The following is a 25,831-nucleotide window of genomic DNA, read 5'->3' as shown; positions in this document are numbered from 1 at the left end:
ATATATTGACAAAAAAATCAAGTCATTATAGAGGTATACACTTATTTTCTACTAAATTTGCAGATTTAATATATTGTAAATTTAGAATTAATACTACTGTGGAGGTAAGTATGATTACTATTAGTTTATGTATGATTGTCAGAGATGAAGAAGATGTTATAGAAAGATGTTTAGATTCTATAAAAGATATTGTAGATGAAATAATAATTGTTGATACTGGTTCTAAAGATAAAACTATTGAACTTGCTAAAAAGTATACAAATAATATATATAATTTTAAATGGATAGATGATTTTGGAGCTGCTAGAAACTATTCTTTTAGTAAGGCTACAAAGGAATATATATTATGGCTAGATGCAGATGATATTTTTCTTGACGAAGATAAAGAAAAATTTCAGTATCTTAAGGAGACTTTAGATAGTTCCGTAGATTCTGTTACTATGGATTATCAAACTCATTTTGATGAATTTGGAAATCCTATTTTAACTTTTAAAAGAAATAGATTAGTAAAAAGAGAAAAACATTTTCTATGGATAGGATTTATACATGAATATCTTGAAGTATTTGGAAAAACCATAGATAGTGATATAAAGGTAGTTCATAAAAAATTAAAAGGTAGTGGAAAGAGAAATTTAGAAATATATCAGAATAAATTAAAAGAAGGATACGTATTTAATGGTAGAGATACCTACTATTATGGAAAAGAGCTTTTTTATAATGGAATGTACTATAAAGCAATTGACAAACTTGAAGAATTTATGGTTATGGATGGATGGGTTGAAGATAAAATAGATGCTTTATATAAGATTGCTGATTGTTATGATGGAATAGGAAACTGTAAAAAGGCTAAAGAGAGTTGTTTAAGAGCTTTTGAATATAGTATTCCTAGAGCAGAAAGTTGCTATAGATTAGGCTATTTCTTTCAAAAAGAAGAAAGATATGATGAGGCGATATATTGGTATGAAACTGCTACTAAGTTAAAAATTCCTGAAAATTTTTTAGGATTTATAAGTATAGATTATTGGACATGGCGTCCTCATCTTCAATTATGTGTCTGCTATTATAAGATAAATAGAATACAGGAATCCTTTGAGCATAATGAATTAGCAGCAAAATTCAGACCTCAAGATAGTAATGTTATAAATAATAGAGAATTTTTTAAAAGTATTGGTGTACAATAATATTATTAGTTTGAAAAGCCTCCATAAATTTGGAGGTTTTTATATTCTAATTTACAAAAGGTTTTTTATATTTTAATATTATTTTAAAAACAATTTTGAGAGTGAGGTATGATTAATAATGATAATGCTTGATTTAGAAATGCCAGCTAATTTAAAAACAACAACACTAGCAGTGGGATGATTTTGGACTCCAGATGCCAAGTTTGGTATAGTTGATGGAGTTATTAGAACAAGGGTAGGATATTGTGGAGGAAGTACAAAAAATCCTACTTATAATAATATTGGTGACCATGCAGAAACCTTTGAGTTCGATTATGATGGAGATAAGATTACATATGAAGAAATAATAAATGGCTTTTGGGATAGTCATACACCAGAAAATAAAACTGGTATAGCTCAATATAGATCTATTATATTTTATAGAACAGATGAAGAGAGAATTATAGCAGAAAATTCTAAAAGAGATTTTGAAGAAGCCTTAGATATAACCTTTAATACAGAGATAATATCACTAAGGAAATTTTATTTAGCAGAAAACTATCATCAAAAATACTATCTCCAGAAAGCATCTATTTTGATGAAGGAATTAGCTACTAAATATTCTAATTTTAATGAGTTCATGAACTCTACTTTAGCTTGTAAATTAAATAGCTATTGTAAGGGACATGGAACTATTGCAATGTTAAAGAATGATATTCATAAATTTGAATTAAATGAAATATCAAAAAGAGCTTTGTTTGATATAGTAGAAGGATATGGAAAATAATCTACGAATAATATAATATATAAAGGAAAACATAAAAATAAATTATTATTGCATTATATTTATTTTTATATTATTATGTAATTACCTTAATTAATAATTGTTCTCAATAAATTTTGACTTTTATTAATTTGGTGATAATAAATTAAAAGAGAGGTATAAACTATGAGCATCGTTAAAATGAGCGAAAATGCTGCTAAAGAATTTAAGCAGTTTTTATTAGACAATGAAGTTACAGCTAATGTTATTAGAATACATTTTGCAGGAATGAGCTGCTGTGGGCCATCATTCAATCTTGTTTTAGATGAGCAAAAACCAGAAGATAATACAGAAGTAATAAATGAAATAACATTTTTAGTTGATAAAGATGTTACAACTCAGTTTGGATCATTAACAATATTATCTGGAGAAGAAAACGGCATGAGTGGATTTTCTATCGAGCCTGAGAAGAAACCAGAAGGTGGCGGATGCTCAACTTGCTCTAGTTGTGGCTAATACTTAAGGAAGGAGAAATCCTTCCTTTTATTTATTTGTAAAAATAGGCTTTATCCAGTATAAAAGAATTAATAATTTTTGTTAACATAATTAAGTAATAAATATATATATTATTTTTTAAAAACTTAAAGCTAGTTACTTTTAATGGTTTTCTTTGTTCATATTGAAAATACTACATTTAGTGTATATACTTTGTATATAAGCAAGAAAGGGGAGAGTGTGATGGAAAATTCAATGAATGAGTTTATTAATGAAATAGATAAATCTCTAAATAAAATTTATAAAGGTGATATATTAAAAGGTAAAGTTTTATCTGTAAAAGATAATGATGTATTAGTAAATATAAATTTTATGTACGATGGAATAATATATAAAAATGAAATATGTAATGAAGATGAGAATTTAAAGGACTTTATTAATGAAGGAGAAGAAATAGAAGTATATGTTTTAGGAATTAATGAAAGTGAAGGTCATGTGCTTTTATCAAAGAAAAAAGCAGATGCAATAAAATCACTAGATAACATAGAAGAAGCATATAAAAATAATGATGTAATCACTGCAACTACAGTAGAAGTTGTTAAAGGTGGAATAATTGCTAATATTGATGGTATAAGAGCATTTATTCCTGCTTCACAGGTTTCTAATGAGTATGTAAAAGATTTATCTAAATTCATTAATGAAAAGTTTAAGGTTAAGGTTATAGAGTTTAATAAAGAGGATAATAAAATTATATTATCAAGAAGAATTATTTTAGAAGAAGAAAAAGAAAAGAAAATTAATGATTTATGGAATTCATTGAAAAAAGCAGAGAAAAGAAAAGGCATAGTATCAAGACTTGTTAACTTTGGTGCCTTTGTTGATCTAGGTGGAGTAGATGGATTAATTCATTTAAATGATTTATCTTGGAAAAGAATTATGAATCCTAGTGATGTAGTGTCTATAGGTGACGAAGTAGAAGTATATCTATTAGATTTTGATAGAGACAAAAACAGAATATCTTTAGCTTTAAAAGATATGGATTATGACCCATGGAATAGTATTGAAAGTAAATTTACTACTGGTGATATTGTTGAAGGTAAGGTAGTGAAATTTATGAATTTTGGTGCCTTTATTGAAATAGCTGATGGAGTAGAAGGATTAGTCCACATTTCAGAAATTTCTGAGGAAAATATAACCAAACCACAAGATAAATTATCTCTAGGTGAGATTGTTAAAGTTAAAATTTTAAATGTGGATAAAAATAGAATCTCTTTAAGTATTAAAGAAACTATAGAAGGCTCAAAAGAAGACTATAAAAAGTATAATGATGATAGTGATGTTACTCTTGGTGATGTCTTTAAAGATGCTTTAAAGAATTTTAAATTTGATTAATTTGTAGAGTTTTAATCTTATTTTTTCAAAAGAAATTTATTAAAGGTAAAGTTAATCTTAAATTCTTATTAAACATTTATAACATAATACAAATTAAATATTAATTTTGTTTTTTATAAACACATGAAGAAATAATAGTATTCTTTATGTGTTTTATTTTTATACTTAATATTTAAAGATAATTAAGCCTTATATTTCTAGTATATTAGAAAAGTAAATAAACAAACTATTATTAGAAAGTTATAAGGAGGAATTTATTTATGGCTAAAAAAGGAATGAGAAGACCTAATGTTGAAGAACCACATGGAACAGAAAGTAATCATAAACAAAAATTTCCTAAAAATGATTTTCATCCAGTACCGGAAATTCAAGGTAAAGCAAAAAGTAAGCATAATAAAGCAAATCCAATAAACTATGATGGAAAGTGGTAAAAAGGAGATGAAATGGTATGCCAAAAGATAGTCAACCAGATAATAAAATAGCTAGAATGGAAAAATGTAATTATCAAACACCTATAACAGAAGAAAACCATAATCAAAATAGAAATGCTAAAAAACATTCTGTGAAAAATTTTAAGAAAAACATATAGCTAGGACTATTCCTAGCTTGTTTTATTATAAGATTTCCAAATAAAAAATTAATAAAGTAAACTTTTAATTATTATTCTGTTGTACAAATGGAATATAATATAGTAAATGGCAATATTTTTTGTTAAAATTAGAGTTGAAATAAATAATAGGGGGAATAATTATGAAAAAAGGGGATATTATTTGGGGGATTGTAGTTGGACTAGTAATATTTTTATTATTTCGGCTACTAAATGGTCAAGATACAAATAGTTTAACTATTTTTGCAAAGTCTCATCCTTATGTTATAGGATTCTTAAAAGTATCTATATTAGCTACCTTAGGTGAAATTTTGGCACTTAGAATAGTAAAAGGAAATTATGAAAAGCCTGTAGGAATAGTATATAAATTTATTGTATGGGGATTTATAGGAATGACATTCACTGTTGTTTTCGATATTTTTGCTAAAGGAGTAGTAGGAGTAATGAATTCTGGATTACTCCCTTCTGCTGAAAAGGAATCAACTACTTATAAATTTTTGTTTGCATTTTTTACAAGTGCGTTTATGAATATAGTTTTTGCACCAACTTTTATGGCATTCCATAGAATTACTGATACTTATATTGAACTAGGTGGGGGTAGACTAAATAAAATAAAAAAAGTAAAATTAAAAGAGGTAGTTAATAATATAGATTGGTATGGATATTTAAATTTTGTTGTTTTAAAGACCATTCCAGTTTTTTGGATTCCTGCTCATACTATTACTTTTTTATTGCCACCACAATATAGAGTATTAACAGCAGCAATTCTTTCTATGGTTTTAGGGGCTATTTTAGCTTTATCTAAACCTAAAAAAAATACTATTTCCCACAAATCTATTGCAAAATGATTTATTTAAGAAGGTGAAAAAATATGGAAAATGAACAAGTGTATTGGATAGATTTTAATTATTTAGAAAATTTTATGATAGACGTTTTTAAGGCAGTAGGTGTGCCAGAAGAACATGCAAAAATTTGTGCTGAAGTACTTATTACATCGGACAAAAGAGGAATTGATTCTCATGGTATAGGTAGATTAAAACCAATCTATTATGATCGAATAAAAGATGGAATTTTAGAAGTAAATACTAAAATTGATATTGTTAAAGAAACACCAACTACCGCAGTAATAGATGGTAATAATGGACTTGGGCATGTTATAGGAAAAAAAGCAATGGAAATGGCAATAGAAAAAGCTAAGGTCTATGGTATGGGAATGGTAGCTGTTAGAAACTCTTCTCATTATGGAATAGCTGGTTATTATGCAACAATGGCTACAGAGCAAGGTATGATAGGTGTTACAGGAACTAATGCTAGACCATCTATTGCTCCAACTTTTGGAGTGGAAAATATGTTAGGTACTAATCCTCTAACCTTTGGAGTTCCTACAGATGAGCAGTTTCCTTTTGTCTTAGACTGTGCAACATCTACTAGTCAAAGAGGAAAAATTGAAGTTTATGATAGGAAAAACAAAGAATTACCTGAAGGATGGGTAATAGATGAAGAGGGGAATAGTCGTGTAGATACTCACCAAATTTTAAAAGATTTAACAATTGGAAAGGCAGCTCTTACTCCATTAGGAGGTATCGGAGAAGAAACTGGAGGATATAAAGGTTATGGTTATGCTACAGTAGTTGAAATATTATCTGCAGCACTTCAAGGTGGAGCTTTTCTAAAAGCATTAAATGGTTTTGAAGATGGTAAGAAAGTTCCTTATAGATTAGGACATTTCTTTATGGCAATAAATGTAGAAGCTTTTACAGAGTTAGATAGTTTCAAATCTACAACAGGAGAAATATTAAGAGCTCTTAGAAACTCTAAAAAAGCTCCTGGAATGGAAAGGATTTATACTGCTGGAGAAAAAGAGTATGAGGCTTGGCTTTATAGAAAAGACAAAGGTGTGCCTGTAAATAAAGCATTACAACAGGATATTTTGACACTAAAAAAAGAATTAGGGCTAAATAATTATAATTTTTCTTTTGAATAAAGTTAACATGGAGAAGGATATGTTTATTGCATATCCTTCTTTTTTTGTATTACATTTACGTAATTTTACATATAAACATTATAAAGTTACTTATAATTGCCATAATACTGTCTATTATAGTGTTCAGACCATTTTGTAGATTTATTTATCTATTAGATGCAATTTATTCATTATTTAATCCTATTAGTCTATATAGATTAAATGTTAATGACAAATGTATTAAGTGTAAAGCTTGCTCTCGAAAGTGTAAATTTGATATTAATATTTATGAAAATCCAAATAGTCCAGAATGTATTTGTTGTGGTGAATGTATAAAAGCATGTCCTACGAAGGCGCTTAATGCCACTTTTAATTTAAAGCAGAAGTCAAAATAAATATTAATCGTTAATTAAGTTTAAATTTTTACTTAATTAACGGTTTTTTATTTAAAATAATATAATATATCTTCAAAGAATAATTAGCCAATAGACTAATCTATTTTGTGTAATACTATCTACTTGCATGATGTAAAATATTATTTTTATTTTAAATAGTTATTTTATTCTATACTCCAAAATTTTAATCACCAATATAATAAAGTATACATATTATGGATATACTGCTCACAATTTAATAAACAGATTAATAAACAGATTAATAAACAGATTAATAAACAGATTAATATAATTGTTTTCTTAGATATTTTAATTCACAATGCAGAATGCACAATTATGGTTGAATTTAGTTTAAATCAAAATAACTTCTTTAATTATTTTTTTACTAGCAATTATATTACTAGATTGTATATAAGTTACTGTGTAACTTCAAAAAAGAAATCAATTCAAAACTTCTTCCATAAAAGAGAAGTCTCTTTAATTGTGTACATTCTCATTGAATAGCTCTAATTAGAGAACCATAAGAATAGCAGTTATCTTAACGTACACATTATTTTTTTAATTGTTATATTTATTTTTTATTAATTATGGGGATGTGTTTTAATGGAAAAATACGAAATAATAATAAGATTATTAGTAGCAATGTTTGTAGGTGGAGTCATTGGATATGAAAGAGAGTATAAACATAGACCTGCAGGGCTTAGAACTCATTCTTTAGTATGCATTGGTGCTGCTATAATTTCAATGATACAAATATTAATCTCCCAAGATGCCATAAATATTATAAATAACAATATAGCCTTAAGAGAGGTTCTAAAAGTTGATTTGGCTAGATTAGGTGCACAGGTCATTACTGGTGTAGGATTTTTAGGCGCTGGGACAATAATACATGAGAAAGGATCAGTAAAAGGACTTACAACTGCTGCGTCTATTTGGATTGTAGCTTGCATTGGATTAGCTATAGGTATGGGATATTATTTTTTAGGCATAGTATCATCTATAGTTGTGTTTTTAGTATTAGTAAGTTTCGAAAAAATAGAAAAAAAGTACATTGATAAAACTATAAAAATCAAAATAGAAGTAAAATATACAGATAGAGAAGCTGCAATGTCAGCATTATATAAAGTTTTAGCAGATAAAGATATAGAAATTTTAAATGTAGAATGTAAATATAAGGAAGAGTGTAATAAAAACACAGAATACTGCATATACTATGTCTTAATTCCACCATATATCAATATTCTAAATCTTATAGTTGAACTTAGTGCTTTTAAAGAATTTATAGGAATAAGAATTATATAAACAATTTTTTAATAGCGTTAAGAATAATAAGGATTAGTTTTGGATAAGGAGAGTTTTTATGAATTATATTATAGTTGACAGTATTTCTTTAATTGTACTTATAGTTTCACTGTACATCATAGTTATAACTTTAAAGAGACATGAGGACAAAGAAAGAAAAATATTAACAATTGAGGAGTGTGAACGTCTCATCGTATGGAGAAATGACCCATTAAGAAAAGTTAATCCTCCAGAAAAACTAGAAAAAATAGTGGAACGAGTTGCTAAGGGAGAAGTTGTAAAGGTTAATAATGAAAAAGTTTATAAAGATATATTAAAAATTATGAGTAGAACAGTAAAATTTAATAATTTAATACTTGTAAGACAGGATAAAAAGTGATATACTTTTTATCAAAGTGAATAAATCTTTAATACGGTCCAGAGAGGCTGCAAGATTAAAAGTATAGTTATTTTACAGGTATATCATGACTTCTTGCAGTAGCAAGAAGTTTTTTTATTATGTATTACCTTTTAAATCAGTCCAGAGAGGCTGAAAAGGGAGAAATTTAATTTCTCCTTGTCAAAATTAAGGAGGTTTTTTTATGTCACAAAATGTTATTACTAAATCAAATGTTAATAGTCAAGAAAACAAATCATTACTTCAGTCAGCACAAAGATTTGTGTTAGCATTACAACATTTAATAGCCATGTTCGGTGCTACAGTGCTAGTTCCTATACTTACGGGATTTGATCCATCCATTGCATTGATTGCAGCAGGGTGTGGAACACTTATATTTCATATATGTACCAAAGGAAAAGTTCCAGTATTTTTAGGTTCATCTTTTGCATTTATTCCAGTTATTATATCAGTAACAGAGCTACACAATGGTGACCTTAGATATGCCCAAGGTGGTATAGTGGTAGCAGGACTTATATATGTACTTCTTTCACTATGTGTTCGTAAAGTAGGAGTAAATAATATAAAGAAATTTTTACCAGCACAAGTTGTTGGACCAATGATAATAGCTATAGGATTAAATTTAATACCAACTGCTTATGACATGGCGTCAGAGAATTTAATAGTAGCAGCAATTACTTTATCAATAGCACTTATTATAACACTATTTGGCAAAGGATTTATAAAGCAATTATCAATTTTGTTAGCAGTAACTGTAGGATATTTACTAGCACTAAAAATTGGTATGGTAAACACTTCTTTGATATCAGAAGCACCATTGTTTTCAATACCAAACTTTACATTACCTAAATTTGATCTTTCATCAATAGCCGTTATAGCACCAGTAGTTTTGGCGGTATTAATGGAGCATGTTGGAGATATTACTACAAACGGTCAAGTGGTTGGAAAAAATTTTATAGAAGATCCAGGACTAAATAGAACTTTATTAGGTGATGGACTTGCAACAATGTTTTCAGCATTTATAGGAGGGCCAGCTAACACAACTTATGGAGAAAATACAGGTGTATTAGCAATAACTAAAAATTATGATCCATCAATAATTAGATTAACTGCAATGTTAGCAATAGTCCTTGGTGTAGTAGCTAAAATAGGAGGATTTCTACAGTCAATACCTGCACCAGTAATGGGTGGAATAAGTTTAATGCTATTTAGTATGATAGCATTAATTGGAGTAAAAACTATTAAAAGTGAAAAAGTTGAATTCAATATTAAAAATATAATAATCATGACTGTTATATTAATAATAGGTATTGGTACAGGGATAATTGAGAAAAAATTTGGATTTACTTTAGGCATACCTGTAACGGAAACTGTTAAAATTTCCGGAGTCAGTTTAGCTGCAATCACTGGAGTAATATTAAATGCAATAATAAATAGAAAAGAAATAAAATAGAAATATATTAAGATGTGCTAAATTTTAGCACATCTTTTTAATTTGCAGCAGAGTATAGAAATTAAAAATTTTCACTGTAACTTTTGATTATTGGTTGTAAGCTTATTTTTGTCAATTAATATTGTGTTATAATAAGGTATTAAATGAAGAAAATGGGGTAATTTTATGGAGTCAGTAATTATCTAAATTTAAATCAAGAAATTGAAAAAGGTAATAAAATATCACTTTCAATCATTACTAAAGCTTGTGGCTCTTCACCAAGGGGTGAGGGAACTATGATGGCAATACTTGAAGATGGAAATATATACGAAACTATAGGTGGTGAAGCATTGGGAAAAATAGTAATTTAGAAAGCTATAGAGTGTATTAAAAAAAGGGAACAGTGGAAACTATACTTTTTCACTAACAGAAGAAAAAGATGCATTAAATATGGCTTGTGGAGGAAATATAGAAGTATATATTAAGGTGTTTATTCCTAAAAGCAAATTATTAATAATTGGAGGAGGACATATTGCATTAGTGCTGCAAAAATTAGGAAACATATTAGAATTTCATACTACTATATTTGAAGATAGAGAAGAATATAGTAATTATGAAAGATTTACTGATGTTGATGAAATAATTTTAGGAGATATTGAAGAAGGACTAAAGAATTATAATGTAACGGAAGAGTGCTATATTATAATTGTTACTAGAGGTTACATTCATGATGAAATATCTTTAAGATCAGCTATAAATTTAGGTGGAGAAAGTCCAGAAGAAATAGCTTTTAGCATTATATGTGAAATATTAAAGATTAAAAATAATGGTACATTAATCTATATGAAAGATGAGGCAGCTTTAAAAAATAACAATCCGTATGCTAGCTATTTTACACTATATTTCGTTTTTAGAACTAGTTTATAGCACTCTTTGCCTTCTCTATTAACATCTTTGAACTGTTGTTTTTCCTCATATGACTTAAGTAAACAATATACCTTAAATTAGTATTTTTACAACTTTTTAGTTTGTGGCAATATTAATATTACAGAAACTTTACTTATTTTCTTAATATTAAAAGGCTATCATTTACTCTATTTTGTAGTATAATAAGTTATGATAAGTAGCATTAATAGTAAGTTTTATAATAAAATAAGTATATTTAGATATTAATATTTTTGAAATTTTCTAATTAGGAATCATATATTTTTGTAATTTGTTTCTAATATATTTTTAATATATCTATAAGTGATAACTAATAATGCGATCTTATAATTAAGATATCTTCTAGAGGCGGAGGTATTAATTTATGAAGATATTAATAACAACAGATACATTTAAACCGGTAGTTAACGGAGTTGTGACATCAACTATAAATTTATATAAAGAATTAAAATCACAGGGACATGATGTAAAAATAATTACCTTATCAAATAATGGTGAAACATATATAGATGGAGATGTATATTATTTAAAATCAAAGCCAATATGGGTTTATCCTGAGGCTAGAAGAGCTACGTTTTCTATAACTAGCAATAATCTTATAAAAGAAGTTATTGATTGGAAACCAGATATTATACATTCGCAGTCTGAATTTTCTACAATGATTATTGCTAGAAAAATAACTAAAGCTACAGGTATACCACTAGTTCACACATACCATACAATGTATGAAGACTATCTTTCGTATTTTTTGAAAGGAAAGGTAATAAATAGAGATAGAGCAGCTAAAATAACAAAAATGTTATTAGACAAAGTAAATATGGTAATTGCTCCAACAGATAAAACAAAGAATGCTTTGGTTAATTATGGAGTAGATGCATCAATTAAAGTTATACCAACAGGAATTGATTTATCTCGCTTTATGGTAGATTTTAATGAGAATGAAAGAATGAACCTAAGAGAAAGTATTGGTATAAATAAAGAAGACAAGGTATTAGCTTATATAGGAAGAATAGCTCAAGAAAAAAATATAGAGGAAGTTATCGAAAACTTTAAGTATATAATTGAAGAGGAAAAGAGAGCCAAGCTTTTAATAGTAGGTGGTGGACCTTATCTAGATGTATTAAAAGAAGAGGCTACTAATTTAAACCTTTTAGATAATATAATTTTCACTGGCATGGTAAAACCAGAGGATGTATATAAATATTATAAAATTTCTGATATGTTTGTTACTGCCTCTACTAGTGAAACTCAGGGATTGACATATATAGAAGCATTAAGTTGTGGAACCCCTGTAGTATGTAGATATGATCAATGTATAGAAGACGTTGTTATAGATGGTTATAACGGATATACTTATAATAAAGGGAAAGATTTTATATCTTCAACTCTTAAGCTTTTAAAGGATGATGATTTAAGGAAAAAGTTTTCTTCAAATGCTTTGAGTAAATCCTATGAATATTCGAGTGAATTATTTGGAATAAGAGTTTATGAACTATATAAAGAGGTTTATGGACAATCAGTAGATATAGATCTATTGGCAGCTAGATAAGACTATGAGAGATTATAATCTCTTATAGTCTTTTATTATGCATATATTTTTGATATGATTTATAGGTAATGTAAAATTTATAAATATCTTAAATATGTGTTGGTTTCTGGAGGAATAATAGTGAAGCAAAAGGTTAAAGATTTAAAGGAATGTCCTGGTGTATATTTAATGAAGGATAGCTTAAATATAGTTATATATGTAGGAAAGTCTAAAAATTTAAGAAGAAGAGTATCTAGTTACTTTGGAAATAAGAATCATAAAAGTAGCAAGGTTCAAAAGCTTGTGAAAAATATTCATGATTTTGAATATATAACTACAGATACGGAATTAGAAGCTTTACTATTAGAATGTAAATTAATTAAAACTTATAAGCCGACTTATAATAAATTACTAAAAAATAATGAAAGATATCCTTATATAAAAATAACTGTTAAAGAAGAATTCCCTAGAGTAGTTCTATGTTATGAAAAACATAATGATGGGGATTTATATTATGGACCTTTTACTAACTTTAATGCAACTTATCAAGCAGTTAAGAGCATAATAGATATGGCTAAAATACGAAAGTGTAATAGCATATCTAAATCTGCTTGCTTAAATTATAATTTAAATCTTTGTTTAGGGGTTTGCATAAATAAAGATATTAAAAATGAGTATATGGAAGAAGTGAAAATTATAATAGATTACCTATCTCTTAAAGACGATAGGTTAATAGAAAGATTTAATGATTTAATGGAAAGTTCAGCACTTGAATTAAACTTTGAGCTAGCAGCAAAAATAAGGGATAATTTAGGTAGGGTTAGATATTTAAAACAAGATTTATATAATGTAGAATTACTAAATAGCGATAGAAGATTAGTTGTTATTGAACAGATTGATGAAAATTATATAAAGATATTTTGTATGTACAATAATGATATATTATATAGGGAAAAATATTTAGTGAATGATATTGACATAAGTTTTATAGCAAAGATGATATTCAGTTTATTTAATACTCAAAATAGGGTATTAGATAATGTAAATTTAAAGGAAATTATAGATGAATCTATGATAATAAACTCTTATTTAAAAAATAATCATATTGATTATTTCGAAATAAAAGATGATATCATAGATGAAAAAAAATTTATAATTGAAATAAAAGAATTTATAAAAAAAACTATTCATAAAAAAGGTAGGGTGATACTATGACCTTTGAAAATATAAGTTTATTTGATATGGATAATAGAAATAATAATTCTTCTGCACCTTTAGCAGAGAGAATGAAGCCTAAAACTCTAGAGGAATACATTGGACAAGAACATATTTTAGCTCCTGGGAAACTACTTTATAGAGCTATTCAATCAGACAGGCTTACCTCTTTAATATTATATGGTCCTCCAGGAACAGGGAAGACAAGTTTAGCTACAGTAATTGCTAGTAGTACAAAAGCTAATTTTAAATCTATAAATGCAGTTACAAGTAATCTTAAAGAACTAAGGGAAATAATAGATTTTGCACTAGATGATCTAAAAATGTATAACAAGAAGACAATACTATTTATTGATGAAATACATAGATTTAATAAAAGTCAGCAAGATGCTCTTCTTCCTCATGTGGAAAAAGGAGTAGTAATTTTAATTGGTGCTACTACAGAGAATCCTTTTTTTGAAGTAAATAAAGCCCTTTTATCTAGATCTATGGTTTTCCAATTAAAAATATTAAATGAAAAGCATATAGAAAAACTTATATTAAAAGCATTGGAAGATGAGGATAATGGTTATGGGAATATAAAGATTAATTTAACTAAAAAAGCAATGGAGTTTTTATGTATTACATCTAATGGTGATGGTAGAAGAGCTTTAAATGCATTAGAATTAGCTGTTTTGACTACAAATAAAAATAGTGATGGAATAATAAATATTGATTTAGATGTTATTGAAGAATGTATTCAAAGAAAACATATTACCTATGATAAAAATAGTGATAATCATTATGATATTATATCTGCTTTTATTAAAAGTATGAGAGGATCTGATCCTGATGCAGCAGTGCATTACCTTGCTAGAATGTTATATGCTGGTGAAGATATAGAGTTTATTGCTCGAAGGATTTTAATAGCTGCTTCAGAAGATGTAGGAAATGCGGATCCTTATGCTCTATTAGTGGCAAAGGCAGCAATGGATTCAGTTAAAGTTATAGGAATGCCAGAAGCTAGAATCATATTATCTCAAGCTGTAACCTACATAGCCTCTGCACCGAAAAGCAATGCAGCTTATTTGGCAATAAATGAAGCTCTTAAAGATGTAGAATATGGAGAAATTGGAGAAGTACCCTTAGCTTTAAGAGAAAAAGGCTATAGTGGAGCAGAGAGATTATATAATAATTCTGATAAATATCTTTATCCTCATGATTATAATAATCATTATGTTAAGCAACAATATCTACCAGATAAAATAAAGGATAGAAAATATTATAGGCCGACTCAAATGGGATATGAAAGTAAGTTAAAAGAAAGACTCATAAGATTAAAATCAACAGAAAGTATACAGCATAAGTAAGGTGCTGTATTTTTTTTATATTATTTAATTTACAATTTCATTATAATGAATAAAAACTAATAAGTAGTTATTAATTTAGAAGGGAAAATAAGAAGTTAATCTAATTAACTTATAAATATGATAATTAAAATCTTAAATTTAGGCATAAAAAAAATCCTCAATTTTAATAGAGAATTGCTTAGATTTATAAATTGTGAATTGAAAAGTCGTGACTTGAGTCACGATGACTTAAAATTTTAAGTAAAATATTACATTAGGGTCATTTTGTAAATTTAAAATACATTATTATAATATGTATTTTCCATTTTCAATTCCAATTTAAAATTATTATTTGATGTTTATTAATCTATGCTTTCTTCTAAGCATTCTTCAATAACATCTGCAGTTATTATAAAAGTTGTATCTTTCATTTAATTTCCTCCTTTTCAATATTATTTTATTGTTACATTGTATTATAACCTCTTATTTTAAAAAAATCAATAATAAAATATAAACATATATAGTAAAATTTTCATGACATGAGATGATGTTATGAAAATGAAGCTATCCTATATGGTAAAATTTTAGTTTACTTATAAAACAATATTTAGTCAAAAAACTATTTTTTATTTTAAATAAATTGTTTAGAACCTTAAGTTATAAAGGATATTATTATGGAAATTTAAAATTATATATATTAAAATATAAAGTCTATGTAATATAATTTGAATAATTGAACATCTTAATTATATAAGTAAATATTGAGGAGGAGTAAAAATGGCTCATAATGAAATATTTAAAATTCAAGATACTCATGGTAATGATGTAGAAATGGAGTTAATTGATGTAATTAAGATGGATAGTAAAGAATACATTATTGCAGGACCTAAAAATTCCAATGAAGCATACGCTTATAGAGTAACTAGGTTAGGGGAAGAAATACAATATACTTCAATAGGTACAGGTGACGAATTTAACAAAGTTCTTAAAAAATATAATGAAGGATAATAAACTATGGAGGATAATATGAAAGATAAAAGTGAATTTAAAAAAGAAAATAATAAAGATTATATAAAAAAAGGGGTAAAGACGCAGAATCAAGTTAGTAAAAATCAATTTGTAACTACTATTGAAGAGCCAGCATTAAATGAAAGTGCCTTTGATAAACATAAAGTATCATATTAATATACAGTGATACATAGATTTTAAATTTAGATATTTACTATGTTTATCTTTAAAAGTCTAATTAAAAAACCAAGTCTCATTACTAAGTATCTAGATGTAGGCTTGGTTTTTTATAGTTATAGTCTTATAATATATAAATTGTGCATTGTGAATTCAATAGTTCTAATTATAATATCAAAAAGCATCAATTATTTTTACATATATATGTACAGATATTAATTTTAGAATTCGTATATCTATATTATAGCAAGGAGTGCTGAAGCCATGAGCTTCTATAAAATCTCTTTAAGAAAAATAAAAAAGGAGGATATTGGAATATGATTGTCATTGATGGAGTGGTAGGAGTAGGGAAGAGTAGCCTTATGAATATCTTAGCTGAACAGGGATATATACCCTTTGAAGAACCTATAATAGATAATCCTCTCTTAGAAAAATTTTATTATGATAGACAAAGATATAGTTTTCCATTACAGATATTTTTTCTTAATAAAAGATTTAAAAACATCAAAGAAGCATCAAAATTTGATAAATCAGTAATGGATAGAAGCATATATGGAGATGTAATTTTTGCTAAAATGCTAAAGGATTCTAAGGATATGTCTATAGAAGAATTTGACTTATACATAGAGCTATTTGAGAATATGTTAGAGCACTGCATGCCGCCTAAACTATTGATTTATTTAGAGGTAACAGTAGATGAGGCAATAAGAAGAATTAATAAAAGAGGAAGAGAATACGAAAAAATAGTTGAAAGAGAATACTGGGAAAGGCTAAATGATAATTACAGAAAATACTTTAATGAATATAATATATCTCCAATTTTAAAGGTCGATGTAGATAATTTGGATTTTGAAAATAATATAGAAGATAGACAATATCTATTATCAGTAATTGATGATAAGTTAAAATCTATAAAATAAAAGGTCTCCTTAAATGGGAGGACTTTTTATTTATAGAATAAATTATTTTATAATACACAAAATAAAAAAGAATATTAGAGCTAAAGGAGATAGAATATGAAAAAGAAATTAGATTTGAATATACTATTAGTTTTGTTTATCATAGCTTTTACTCTAATAGTTATAAGTTACAAAAATGTTTATACAATTTTTTTAGAAAATAAGAGTAGTAATATTAAAAGAGTTATGAATGAAAAAACATCTGAGTTGTTTTATAAAGAAGAAGAAATTAGAAATTTATCAAAGATAATAAATGATAAAAAAGCTAAAAAGGAGAAATTAAATAATTTACTAATAGAAAAAGAAGAACAACTAAGAATTTTACAAAAGAATTAATGAGGTATAAATATATTATGAAAAAGAAAACATATGTAGTTCTTATAGTAATAGTATTAGTTATAACAGAAATATTTATGGTATCCTATAGTATTAAAAATGATAAAAAAATAAATATATTAAATCAAATTATTTCTCAAAAAAATAATAATATAAATACATTAGAGGCTAAGATATACTCAGCTGATATAAAAATTGAACAGTATAGAGGAGTAGAAAATAATATTGATAATGAAATTAAAAAAATAGAAGAACAAATCAATTCTTTAGATGAAATGATAAAAATAGAAGAAAAGAAACAAATTGAAAAAAAAGAAAAGCAAAAAGAGTTAATAAGTAGTATACAGAATTATAGGGGTAATAAAATTACTGAATATTATGTAGCGAATATTCCTGATAAAAAGATAGCATATTTAACTTTTGATGATGGCCCGAGCAAAAATACTATAAAGATATTAGATGTGTTAAAAAAATATAATATTAAAGCTACATTTTTTGTAAATGGAAGAGAAGATGAATTTTCCCTTAAAGTTTATGAGAGAATTATAAAAGAAGGACATACATTAGGCAATCATAGTTATAGTCACAATTATAGTTATATCTATAGTAATATGAACAATTTTATAGAAGATTTTGATAAGCTTCAAAAATTAATAAAATCCAATTATAATTATGAAATAAAGATTGCACGATTTCCTGGTGGAAGTAATAATACCATAAGTGAAAATTATCACTATAATATTATGCCAGATTTAAGTAAACTTTTAATTGTTAGTGGATATACATATTTTGATTGGAATATTGATTCTAATGATTCTACATCTATAGCTCCAAGTAGAGATTGCATAATAAACTCTGTATTAGAAAATTCTAAGGACATAAATTCTGCAATAATATTAATGCATGATAACATAATGAAAACTACTACGGTAGAAGCATTACCATATATAATTGATGGATTAGTTAATCAAGGATATGAATTTAGCTCCTTAGATCCATCACAGTACACAATTCAATTCTTAAGAGCTGTTTATTAACAATTGCATACTATTTTATAATATAAAATAAAAGCATTAGATAGGATCTATTCTAAGTAAAAACCTAATTCAATATCTTTTATATTTAAATACTAACCTAGTTTTAGTAATTGATTATAATTTAACATTAAATCTTGTACTTCATTAATAAATTTTGACGAGTGATATCCAGTTGTTACTGTATAATAAATTTGTAAGATTAGAGATGATAATATACTCAAATAAGGTTGTTCATTAATCCTCATTGGAGTATACTACAAATAATTAAATGGTAAAAAAGGGGGATAATACATGTCAATCTATATTTATAATGTTTTAAGTAGAAAAAAAGAGTTGTTTGTTCCAATAGAAGAAGGTAAGGTAAAGATGTATGCTTGTGGGATAACTGTATCTGGAGAGGCTCATATTGGCCACGCATATCAATCAGTTATATTTGATGTTATAAAAAAGTATTTTGAATATGAAGGATATGAGGTTACTTATGTAAGAAACTACACAGATGTTGATGATAAGATTATAGCTAAAGGTAAAAAGCTAGGGGTTGATCCACAAGAATATGCTAACAATCAAATATTGAAAATAGATTTTGAATTAAATAAACTTAGAAATGATAAAGCAACAATTCAGGCAAGAGCAACTGAAAACATTAATGAAATGATAGAATTTATTGAGAAATTAATTGAGAAAGGTTATGCATATACAACAAAATTTGGAGATGTGTTTTTCTCTGTAAAGAAGTATTCACAATATGGAAAGTTATCAAATAGAATGATTAAGGATAATATTAGCGGAGTGAGAAAAGAAGTTGAGCCAGGAAAGAGAGATGAGGAAGACTTCGCTTTATGGAAAAGTGCAAAAGTTGGCGAAATTTGCTGGGAAGCTCCATGGGGCAAGGGACGTCCAGGATGGCATATTGAATGTTCAGCTATGAGCATGAAATATCTAGGAGAGACAATTGATATTCATGGTGGAGGAAAAGATCTTATATTTCCGCATCATGAGAATGAAATTGCACAGTCAGAGTCATTAACAGGAAAGCAGTTTTCTAACTATTGGATACATAATGGACTTGTTAAGCTTAATGGTCAAAAGATGAGCAAGTCATTAGGAAATGTAATCTCAATAAAAGAATTATTAGATAATTATAATTCAGATGTAATAAGGTTTGTTTTACTACAAAATAATTACAAATCAGATTTAAATATAGTTGACGGTATATTTGAAGAAGTAGAAAAACATATATATAATTTCTATAAAATATTTAAAGAAATTGATAATTTAAAATATGAGAACACTATAAAGGAAATTAAACTTCTCTATAATATAGAATATGAATTTAAGGAATCGATGAGAAATGATTTTAACACAGCAGTTGCTATTTCAAACTTATTTAAATATTTCCATAGTATGAATGGAATGCTTAATAAAAAGCAAGATATTTCTACGTTAAAGCTAATGAAAGAGACGATAGTTAAGACATATGCAGTTTTAGGATTACTACAGAAAAGTTCTAAAGAAGTAGTTGATAAAATACGAAACAAGTATTTAGGAAAGCATAAAGTAACAGAAGATGAAATTAACTTGCTCATTGAAAAGAGAAGTAAATATAAAAGAAATAAGGATTATGAAAATGCAGATTTAATAAAAAAACAATTGTTAGATAGGGGAATAATTATTTTAGATAGAAAAAATACTACTGAATGGGATGTTTCTTTATAATTACAAAAGTTTAAATAAAGGGATGATATGGGTGGAAATGAATATAAAATTACCTTTAGAGGTAGAACTAATAATTGATAAGTTATATAAAAACGGATGTGAAGGATTTGCAGTAGGTGGATGTATACGAGATAGTTTATTAGGATTAGAACCTAAAGATTGGGATATTACTACTAACTCTACTCCACATCAAACTAAAGAGCTATTTAATTCCTTAGGATATAAGGTAATAGAAACAGGAATACAGCATGGTACTGTAACAGTAATTATAAATAAAATGCCTTATGAAATTACTACTTATAGAGTAGAAGGGGATTATATAGACAACAGAAGGCCTTCTAAAGTTTATTATACTAGTAAATTAGAAGAAGACTTAAAGAGAAGAGATTTTACTATTAATACATTTGCTTATAATTATAAAGTAGGCTTAGTGGACTGTTTTAATGGTATAAAAGATTTGAAATGTAAAAAAATTAAAGCAGTAGGGGATGGAAATGCAAGATTTCAGGAAGATGCATTGAGGATGTTAAGAGCTATAAGATTTAGTAGTCAGTTAGATTTTTCTATAGACGATCATACAGAAGAAGCTATAGTAAATAATAGTAGATTACTTAAAAATATTAGTATAGAAAGAGTTAGAGAAGAATTTAAGAAAATACTGATTTCTGATATTCCATCAAAAGGGATAAGAAAACTAATAGAATTGAATCTTATGGAGTATATAATACCCGAATTAATAGAGTTAGTAGATTTTAATCAAAGAAGCAAGTATCATGATAAGGATATTTTTAATCATGTAATGGTAGCTCTAGATAATACTAATAATGACTTAAATTTAAGATTAGCTACATTATTACATGATATAGGTAAACCTAGTACATTTACTATTGATAATAGTGGTAGAGGACATTTTTATGGTCATGATTTGGTAGGGGAGAAACTTACAATAGAAATACTTAAAAAATTAAAATTTGATAATAGTACAATTAATAAAGTTTCAAAACTAGTGAGAAATCATATGAAAGTTCCTCAAATAGAGAGGCCAATAAAAATTAAAAAATATATAAATGAAGTAGGTGAAGAAAATTTAGATGTTTTATTTCAATTGATGATTGCTGATAGAAAAGCTTCTTCTCCTGAATATAGAATATATGATGATATATTAAAACTTAAAAGAGCTTGTGATGAAATAATTAATAGTAAAGAACCTTTAACTCTTAAGGACATAAATATAAATGGAAAGGATTTGGTTTCACTAGGAATAGCAGAAGGTAAAAATATAGGTATATTGCTTAAATATTTATTGGAGTTAGTTCTTGAGAAGCCTAATTTAAATACTAAAGAAACATTAATACAAGAAGCTAGAATCTATACAAAGAACTATTTGTAAATAATACTATTATAGTATATAATAGGAATGTATTTTTACTTTGAAAGGAGATAATTATGGAAGATAAAAAAATAATAACAGTATTAGACGCTGAAACTAATGAAAAGATAGAATTGGAATTGGTTGAAGAAATTATTTTAAATGATGTGAAATATGTATTATTAGCACCAACAGATAATGATGAAGATGCCTATATATATAAAATAGTTAATGTTGATGGTAAAGATACTTATGAAATGGTTGAGAATGAAGAAGAATTTAATGCTGTAGTAGAAGAGTATGATAAATTATTTGATGAAACAATGAATGAATAAAAGAAAAACATCTAGTAATCCTAGATGTTTTTTGCTTTATGGCAATAATTTAAATTCATATCCTTGTGCCTTTATTTCTTTTATCACTTCATCTAATATCTCAGTGTTAGTTTTAGATACAGCATGCACTAACATAATAGAACCATTATGAACACCATTTAACATAGTTTGTTTTGCAGTACTAGGATTAGGTTGATTATTTCTATCCCAATCATGATAAGCAAAGCTCCAAAATATAGTCTTATATCCTAAATTCTTAGTCATAGCTAAACTTTTTTCTGAATATTCTCCCATAGGTGGTCTAAAAAATTTAGGTATATCTTGACCGGTAATAGCCTTAAATTTATCTTCAACATCCTTAAACTCGTTATTAAATTTGGTTTCGTCTCCAGTCACTGTAGGCATAGATGGGTGTGTATTGGAATGATTACCTACAATATGACCTTCATCTACCATTCTTTTTATTAATTCAGGATTATCTTTAATATATGGAGAAGTAACAAAGAAAATTGCTTTAACATCATTAGCTTTTAATGTATCTAATATTTTTGATGTATAACCATTTTCATATCCTTCATCAAAAGTTAAATATATAACTTTTTCATCGGTATTCCCTACATATAGTGCATCATACTTGCTTAAGTCAAATTTTATATCCTTGTTTACTTCTGGAGTTGTATGAGTTTTGTTGGGCTTATACCACCAACTGATTTTAGTATTATCTAAATTTGTATCAATTTTATTTGTGCTAGTCTCGTTTTTTTCGTTAGGAGAAGATGAATTATTTTCTGTAGGATTATTCACCTCTTTTTTTTCAAGTTTTGAATCAGACTCGTCATTGTCCTTTTCTACTAAATTTTTATTTTCTTTTTTTAGGTCATCTTTATTTTCTTTTTTCTCTATAGGTTTTGTTGTTGTTACTATTGATTCTTCGTCAATTTTAGAGGTCTTATCTTGCATATTTCCATTATTTGAACAACCAAATAGCGTTATTACAAAAGTTAAACACAAAGTTAAAATTTTTACTTTGTTCATATAATAATCTCCTTTCCCTAAATAAAATTAATTCTTACTATTTAATACGAATATTTATTTAAAAAATATAGTGTTTTATTTAAATAAAATACTTATTATAGTTTTAGCAATAGGTAATAATATATGCAAATAATATTAAACCAACTTTTGGTTAAATATTATTATAGAAAAATAAACATAATAAAATTGATAGAAAGGAGAGAGAATATGGATATAAATTTTATTAATAATTTTCCTAAAAAACTTCAACCTCAACATCAAAATAAACAACCTGGCATCGAATCATTAATGAATCCACTGCCTATATATGATGATGAAAGCTACATACCATCAAATAAACTAAAAGATAAAGTGGTATTAATTACAGGAGGAGATAGTGGAATAGGGAGAGCAATTTCTGTATTATTTGCTAAAGAAGGAGCTAAAATAGCAATTTCTTATTTAGATGAAGAAGAAGATGCTATGGAAACGAAAAACATAATTGAAAAATATAATGGTCAATGTGTTTTGCTCCCAGGAGATATAGGAGAGGAAAATGTTTGCAATAATGTAGTTGAAGAAACTATAAAATCTTTAGGTAAGATAGATATACTCATAAATAATGCAGCAGAGCAACATATACAACAAAAAATTGAGGATATAACTAAGGAGCAACTAGAAAGAACATTTAAAACTAATTTATTTAGTATGTTTTATATGACTAAAGCAGCATTAAAATATATACCATCTGGCGGAAATATAATTAATACCACATCTATAACGGCTTATGAAGGGCATAAGACTTTAATTGACTATTCTTGTACAAAAGGAGCGATTGTAACTTTTACTCGTTCTATGGCATTATCTCTTCAAGATAAACAAATTAGAGTAAATGCGGTAGCTCCAGGGCCAATTTGGACTCCATTAATTCCGGCTAGTTTTAATGAAAGTGAAGTAGGACAATTTGGAAGCAATTCTCCAAGTAAAAGACCAGGTCAACCAGTAGAGTTAGCAGGGGCTTATTTATATTTAGCTAGTGATTTATCATCTTATGTATCTGGAGAGATAATCCATGTTAACGGCGGAACAATAATAAATGGATAAAATCAATAATTATTTAATTAACAATTTCAAAAAAAGAATTTTTAAAAAAATCATATAAAATTAAATTTAATTTTATAATATAACAATATAATACATATTCATAAATAATAAAATTAGCTTAATTGCTATTTGAATATTTAAATAATAATTCTTCAAAAAAAGTTAATTAAAAAAAGCCTTCATTTTTATGAAGGCTTTGAATTTTCAATAAATTAAGCGTGATTAGATTGTTTTTCTACTAATCTTAATTTCCTTGCTTTAAGTTTAACCTGTGGCTCCTTTGGAAGAGCAAATTTTGGTATAAATCTATCCAAGCCAGTAAGAGTAAGTATTAATATAGAAAATACAGCTATAAATGCCATAAAGTTGTATTGAATTATTTCTATAGCTTTAAATTCGTGTAATGGATATATAGCAGAAGCTATACCTACATAAAAGGTCATATATACATGCCATGGAAATAATTGAGAACCAAAAACTCCAAGTGCATCAGAGAAGGTAGCATTTCTTAAACGAAGTTTATACATTGACTCTTCATCACCTTCAACATTTTCATCAACTATTTCCTTGATGATTGGTCCAATTGTAACTATTTGAGCCATCTCATCTGCAAGAGCAGCATTTCCTAAAATAGAAAGACATCCGTTCCAGAACATAAGTTGTCTTACATTTCTAGATAGTTTAACAACTAATTTTGATATAGGTTGGAAAGCGTTCATTTTTGACATCAGACCTCCAAAGGCCCCTACCCACATCATCATAACTATAACCCAGCCGCCAGCTTCAGCAAATCCGCCTTTAACTAATTCCATAAATGCAGGTACTGATTCTACAGTTCCAGCTAATAAACCAAGCAATAATGAAGAAATTATTCCTATTGCTAAGCAAGCAAGAGTTTGTATACCTTTAACAGCAGCTACAATAACTAAAATTAGTGGAATAATCATATAATATGGAACTCCAGTTTTAACTTGATTTAATAAGTCAATAGCTACTGGTTTTTCTTTTTCTAGAACAGTCCAAACTTCACTAGGTATTGCATCAATTGCTGTAGAAGCATTTGTAACAGTTGTTGGTAAATCCATAACTAAACTTGCAATATAAAATAATACAGCGGTAATAACTAAACAACCTATTGACCAAACACCTTGATGTCTTATTCTATCAATAACTTCAACTTTTTGAATACCTGAACTAACTACCGTAGTATCAGATATAAGGCCGATATTATCTCCAAAACATGCACCACCAGCAATTGCAGCTGTAGTTAATACTATGCTTCCGTCAACTATATGACATAGCCATAAAAATATCGGAGCACAAGCTGCAAAGGTCCCCCAAGAAGTACCGGTAGCAACGGATAATACAGATGTAACTAAGAAACCAGTTACAGCAACTGTACGTCCGTTTAATCCTAGATTTAGAGCTAAGTTAACGATTGAAGCACCAACTCCAGTAGACATAAATGCTGATGCCATTGCGTAAGCAAGCATTAATATAAAGAATACTAACTGCATACTTTTAACGTTATCAACAGCGCAATCAACTATTTCGTCGAATTTTAGTTTTTCAGTTAATTTTGCAATAAGTGCTGCGTAAACAGTTGCTATTGGTGCTGCAAGTAATGCATCCACCTTTAGCATCATGAGTCCTGCCATTACTATGACAGGTGAAAGTTTTAATAATGCTAACATAAAAAAATCCCCCCTGATAAACTTTTGTTAAAATACTAACTTAAAAAAGTAATTGATCTATTGAATGATAAATTTCCCTCTTTAAGCTATAGGTAAATTATAAAACCTTTTTGTTGAAAATTCAACATTTTTTGAAAATTAAGACAAAGAGTTTTTA

27 protein-coding genes and 1 pseudogene are annotated in these 25,831 nt (G+C 27.0%); 26 read left to right on the top strand and 2 right to left on the bottom strand.

All coding sequences use genetic code 11. From position 1 onward, the window contains the following. Nucleotides 1-110: 110 nt before the first annotated feature. The 25 genes and pseudogenes from ACWPW7_RS14680 (at nucleotide 111) to ACWPW7_RS14560 (ending at nucleotide 21,862) form a co-directional block, all read left to right on the top strand. Complete coding sequence (locus ACWPW7_RS14680) at nucleotides 111-1,181, top strand: glycosyltransferase (RefSeq protein ID WP_291565757.1); 1,071 nt, start codon at nucleotides 111-113, stop codon at nucleotides 1,179-1,181. 193 nt (nucleotides 1,182-1,374) lie between these two features. Then, nucleotides 1,375-1,737: pseudogene (locus ACWPW7_RS14675) on the top strand (peptide-methionine (S)-S-oxide reductase); the annotation flags it as partial. A gap of 21 nt (nucleotides 1,738-1,758) precedes the next feature. After that, on the top strand, nucleotides 1,759-1,947 hold the full coding sequence (locus tag ACWPW7_RS14670) for a hypothetical protein (RefSeq protein ID WP_291565755.1): 189 nt from the start codon (nucleotides 1,759-1,761) through the stop codon (nucleotides 1,945-1,947). Nucleotides 1,948-2,109: 162 nt separating this feature from the next. Beyond that, the gene (locus ACWPW7_RS14665) at nucleotides 2,110-2,439 is read left to right on the top strand and encodes a HesB-like protein (protein WP_291565753.1); all 330 of its coding nucleotides are present in this window, start codon (nucleotides 2,110-2,112) and stop codon (nucleotides 2,437-2,439) included. Between the two features lie 222 nt (nucleotides 2,440-2,661). Beyond that, the gene (gene rpsA / locus ACWPW7_RS14660; RefSeq protein ID WP_454054111.1) at nucleotides 2,662-3,810 is read left to right on the top strand and encodes a 30S ribosomal protein S1; all 1,149 of its coding nucleotides are present in this window, start codon (nucleotides 2,662-2,664) and stop codon (nucleotides 3,808-3,810) included. Between the two features lie 260 nt (nucleotides 3,811-4,070). Next, a complete protein-coding gene (locus ACWPW7_RS14655; protein ID WP_163247951.1) occupies nucleotides 4,071-4,241 on the top strand; it encodes a hypothetical protein in 171 nt (56 codons plus the stop codon). 17 nt (nucleotides 4,242-4,258) lie between these two features. Continuing rightward, complete coding sequence (locus ACWPW7_RS14650) at nucleotides 4,259-4,399, top strand: hypothetical protein (protein WP_163247950.1); 141 nt, start codon at nucleotides 4,259-4,261, stop codon at nucleotides 4,397-4,399. A 161-nt stretch (nucleotides 4,400-4,560) separates the two neighbouring features. Next, nucleotides 4,561-5,265, top strand: coding sequence for an Mpv17/PMP22 family protein (locus ACWPW7_RS14645; protein ID WP_454054110.1), 705 nt, complete (start codon nucleotides 4,561-4,563; stop codon nucleotides 5,263-5,265). Nucleotides 5,266-5,288: 23 nt separating this feature from the next. Further along, nucleotides 5,289-6,401 (top strand): Ldh family oxidoreductase, encoded by a 1,113-nt coding sequence (locus tag ACWPW7_RS14640; RefSeq protein ID WP_454054109.1) that lies wholly within the window; start codon nucleotides 5,289-5,291, stop codon nucleotides 6,399-6,401. Between the two features lie 977 nt (nucleotides 6,402-7,378). Next, nucleotides 7,379-8,077, top strand: coding sequence for an MgtC/SapB family protein (locus tag ACWPW7_RS14635; protein WP_454054108.1), 699 nt, complete (start codon nucleotides 7,379-7,381; stop codon nucleotides 8,075-8,077). 58 nt (nucleotides 8,078-8,135) lie between these two features. Next, nucleotides 8,136-8,456: a hypothetical protein gene (locus ACWPW7_RS14630; RefSeq protein WP_291565742.1), complete on the top strand. Its 321-nt coding sequence runs from the start codon at nucleotides 8,136-8,138 to the stop codon at nucleotides 8,454-8,456. 202 nt (nucleotides 8,457-8,658) lie between these two features. After that, entirely contained in the window at nucleotides 8,659-9,927 is a 1,269-nt protein-coding gene (locus tag ACWPW7_RS14625; protein ID WP_291565740.1) for a uracil-xanthine permease family protein, read from the top strand. A 200-nt stretch (nucleotides 9,928-10,127) separates the two neighbouring features. Next, the gene (locus ACWPW7_RS14620; RefSeq protein ID WP_454055515.1) at nucleotides 10,128-10,277 is read left to right on the top strand and encodes an XdhC family protein; all 150 of its coding nucleotides are present in this window, start codon (nucleotides 10,128-10,130) and stop codon (nucleotides 10,275-10,277) included. 79 nt (nucleotides 10,278-10,356) lie between these two features. Then, nucleotides 10,357-10,833 (top strand): XdhC family protein, encoded by a 477-nt coding sequence (locus ACWPW7_RS14615; protein ID WP_454054107.1) that lies wholly within the window; start codon nucleotides 10,357-10,359, stop codon nucleotides 10,831-10,833. A gap of 382 nt (nucleotides 10,834-11,215) precedes the next feature. After that, entirely contained in the window at nucleotides 11,216-12,400 is a 1,185-nt protein-coding gene (locus tag ACWPW7_RS14610) for a glycosyltransferase family 4 protein (protein WP_454054106.1), read from the top strand. 120 nt (nucleotides 12,401-12,520) lie between these two features. Next, a complete protein-coding gene (locus ACWPW7_RS14605) occupies nucleotides 12,521-13,594 on the top strand; it encodes a GIY-YIG nuclease family protein (RefSeq protein ID WP_454054105.1) in 1,074 nt (357 codons plus the stop codon). Beyond that, nucleotides 13,591-14,943, top strand: a complete 1,353-nt coding sequence (locus tag ACWPW7_RS14600; RefSeq protein ID WP_454054104.1) for a replication-associated recombination protein A — start codon at nucleotides 13,591-13,593, stop codon at nucleotides 14,941-14,943. The genes ACWPW7_RS14605 and ACWPW7_RS14600 overlap by 4 nt, the downstream gene beginning before the upstream one ends. Before the next feature lie 756 nt (nucleotides 14,944-15,699). Beyond that, nucleotides 15,700-15,930 (top strand): DUF1292 domain-containing protein, encoded by a 231-nt coding sequence (locus ACWPW7_RS14595; RefSeq protein WP_454054103.1) that lies wholly within the window; start codon nucleotides 15,700-15,702, stop codon nucleotides 15,928-15,930. Nucleotides 15,931-15,948: 18 nt separating this feature from the next. After that, on the top strand, nucleotides 15,949-16,107 hold the full coding sequence (locus ACWPW7_RS14590; RefSeq protein WP_454054102.1) for a hypothetical protein: 159 nt from the start codon (nucleotides 15,949-15,951) through the stop codon (nucleotides 16,105-16,107). A 317-nt stretch (nucleotides 16,108-16,424) separates the two neighbouring features. Then, complete coding sequence (locus ACWPW7_RS14585) at nucleotides 16,425-17,027, top strand: deoxynucleoside kinase (protein WP_454054101.1); 603 nt, start codon at nucleotides 16,425-16,427, stop codon at nucleotides 17,025-17,027. A 96-nt stretch (nucleotides 17,028-17,123) separates the two neighbouring features. After that, the gene (locus ACWPW7_RS14580) at nucleotides 17,124-17,402 is read left to right on the top strand and encodes a hypothetical protein (RefSeq protein ID WP_454054100.1); all 279 of its coding nucleotides are present in this window, start codon (nucleotides 17,124-17,126) and stop codon (nucleotides 17,400-17,402) included. A 17-nt stretch (nucleotides 17,403-17,419) separates the two neighbouring features. Next, on the top strand, nucleotides 17,420-18,439 hold the full coding sequence (locus ACWPW7_RS14575; RefSeq protein WP_454054099.1) for a polysaccharide deacetylase family protein: 1,020 nt from the start codon (nucleotides 17,420-17,422) through the stop codon (nucleotides 18,437-18,439). 291 nt (nucleotides 18,440-18,730) lie between these two features. Then, nucleotides 18,731-20,158: a cysteine--tRNA ligase gene (cysS, locus tag ACWPW7_RS14570; RefSeq protein ID WP_454054098.1), complete on the top strand. Its 1,428-nt coding sequence runs from the start codon at nucleotides 18,731-18,733 to the stop codon at nucleotides 20,156-20,158. A gap of 22 nt (nucleotides 20,159-20,180) precedes the next feature. Next, a complete protein-coding gene (locus ACWPW7_RS14565) occupies nucleotides 20,181-21,548 on the top strand; it encodes a CCA tRNA nucleotidyltransferase (RefSeq protein WP_454055514.1) in 1,368 nt (455 codons plus the stop codon). A gap of 56 nt (nucleotides 21,549-21,604) precedes the next feature. Next, on the top strand, nucleotides 21,605-21,862 hold the full coding sequence (locus ACWPW7_RS14560; RefSeq protein ID WP_454054097.1) for a DUF1292 domain-containing protein: 258 nt from the start codon (nucleotides 21,605-21,607) through the stop codon (nucleotides 21,860-21,862). A gap of 36 nt (nucleotides 21,863-21,898) precedes the next feature. On the opposite strand, the gene pdaA is transcribed toward ACWPW7_RS14560, so the two are convergent. Continuing rightward, nucleotides 21,899-22,897, bottom strand: coding sequence for a delta-lactam-biosynthetic de-N-acetylase (gene pdaA, locus ACWPW7_RS14555; RefSeq protein ID WP_454054096.1), 999 nt, complete (start codon nucleotides 22,895-22,897; stop codon nucleotides 21,899-21,901). Nucleotides 22,898-23,104: 207 nt separating this feature from the next. Between pdaA and ACWPW7_RS14550 the strand changes: the two genes are divergently transcribed. Next, complete coding sequence (locus ACWPW7_RS14550; RefSeq protein WP_454054095.1) at nucleotides 23,105-23,980, top strand: SDR family oxidoreductase; 876 nt, start codon at nucleotides 23,105-23,107, stop codon at nucleotides 23,978-23,980. 212 nt (nucleotides 23,981-24,192) lie between these two features. On the opposite strand, the gene ACWPW7_RS14545 is transcribed toward ACWPW7_RS14550, so the two are convergent. Further along, entirely contained in the window at nucleotides 24,193-25,674 is a 1,482-nt protein-coding gene (locus ACWPW7_RS14545) for a Na+/H+ antiporter NhaC family protein (RefSeq protein ID WP_454054094.1), read from the bottom strand. Between the last annotated feature and the right edge of the window lie 157 nt (nucleotides 25,675-25,831).

This window comes from Clostridium sp. Marseille-Q7071 (assembly GCF_965112025.1).
This window is presented reverse-complemented; position numbering and strand designations above follow the sequence as displayed.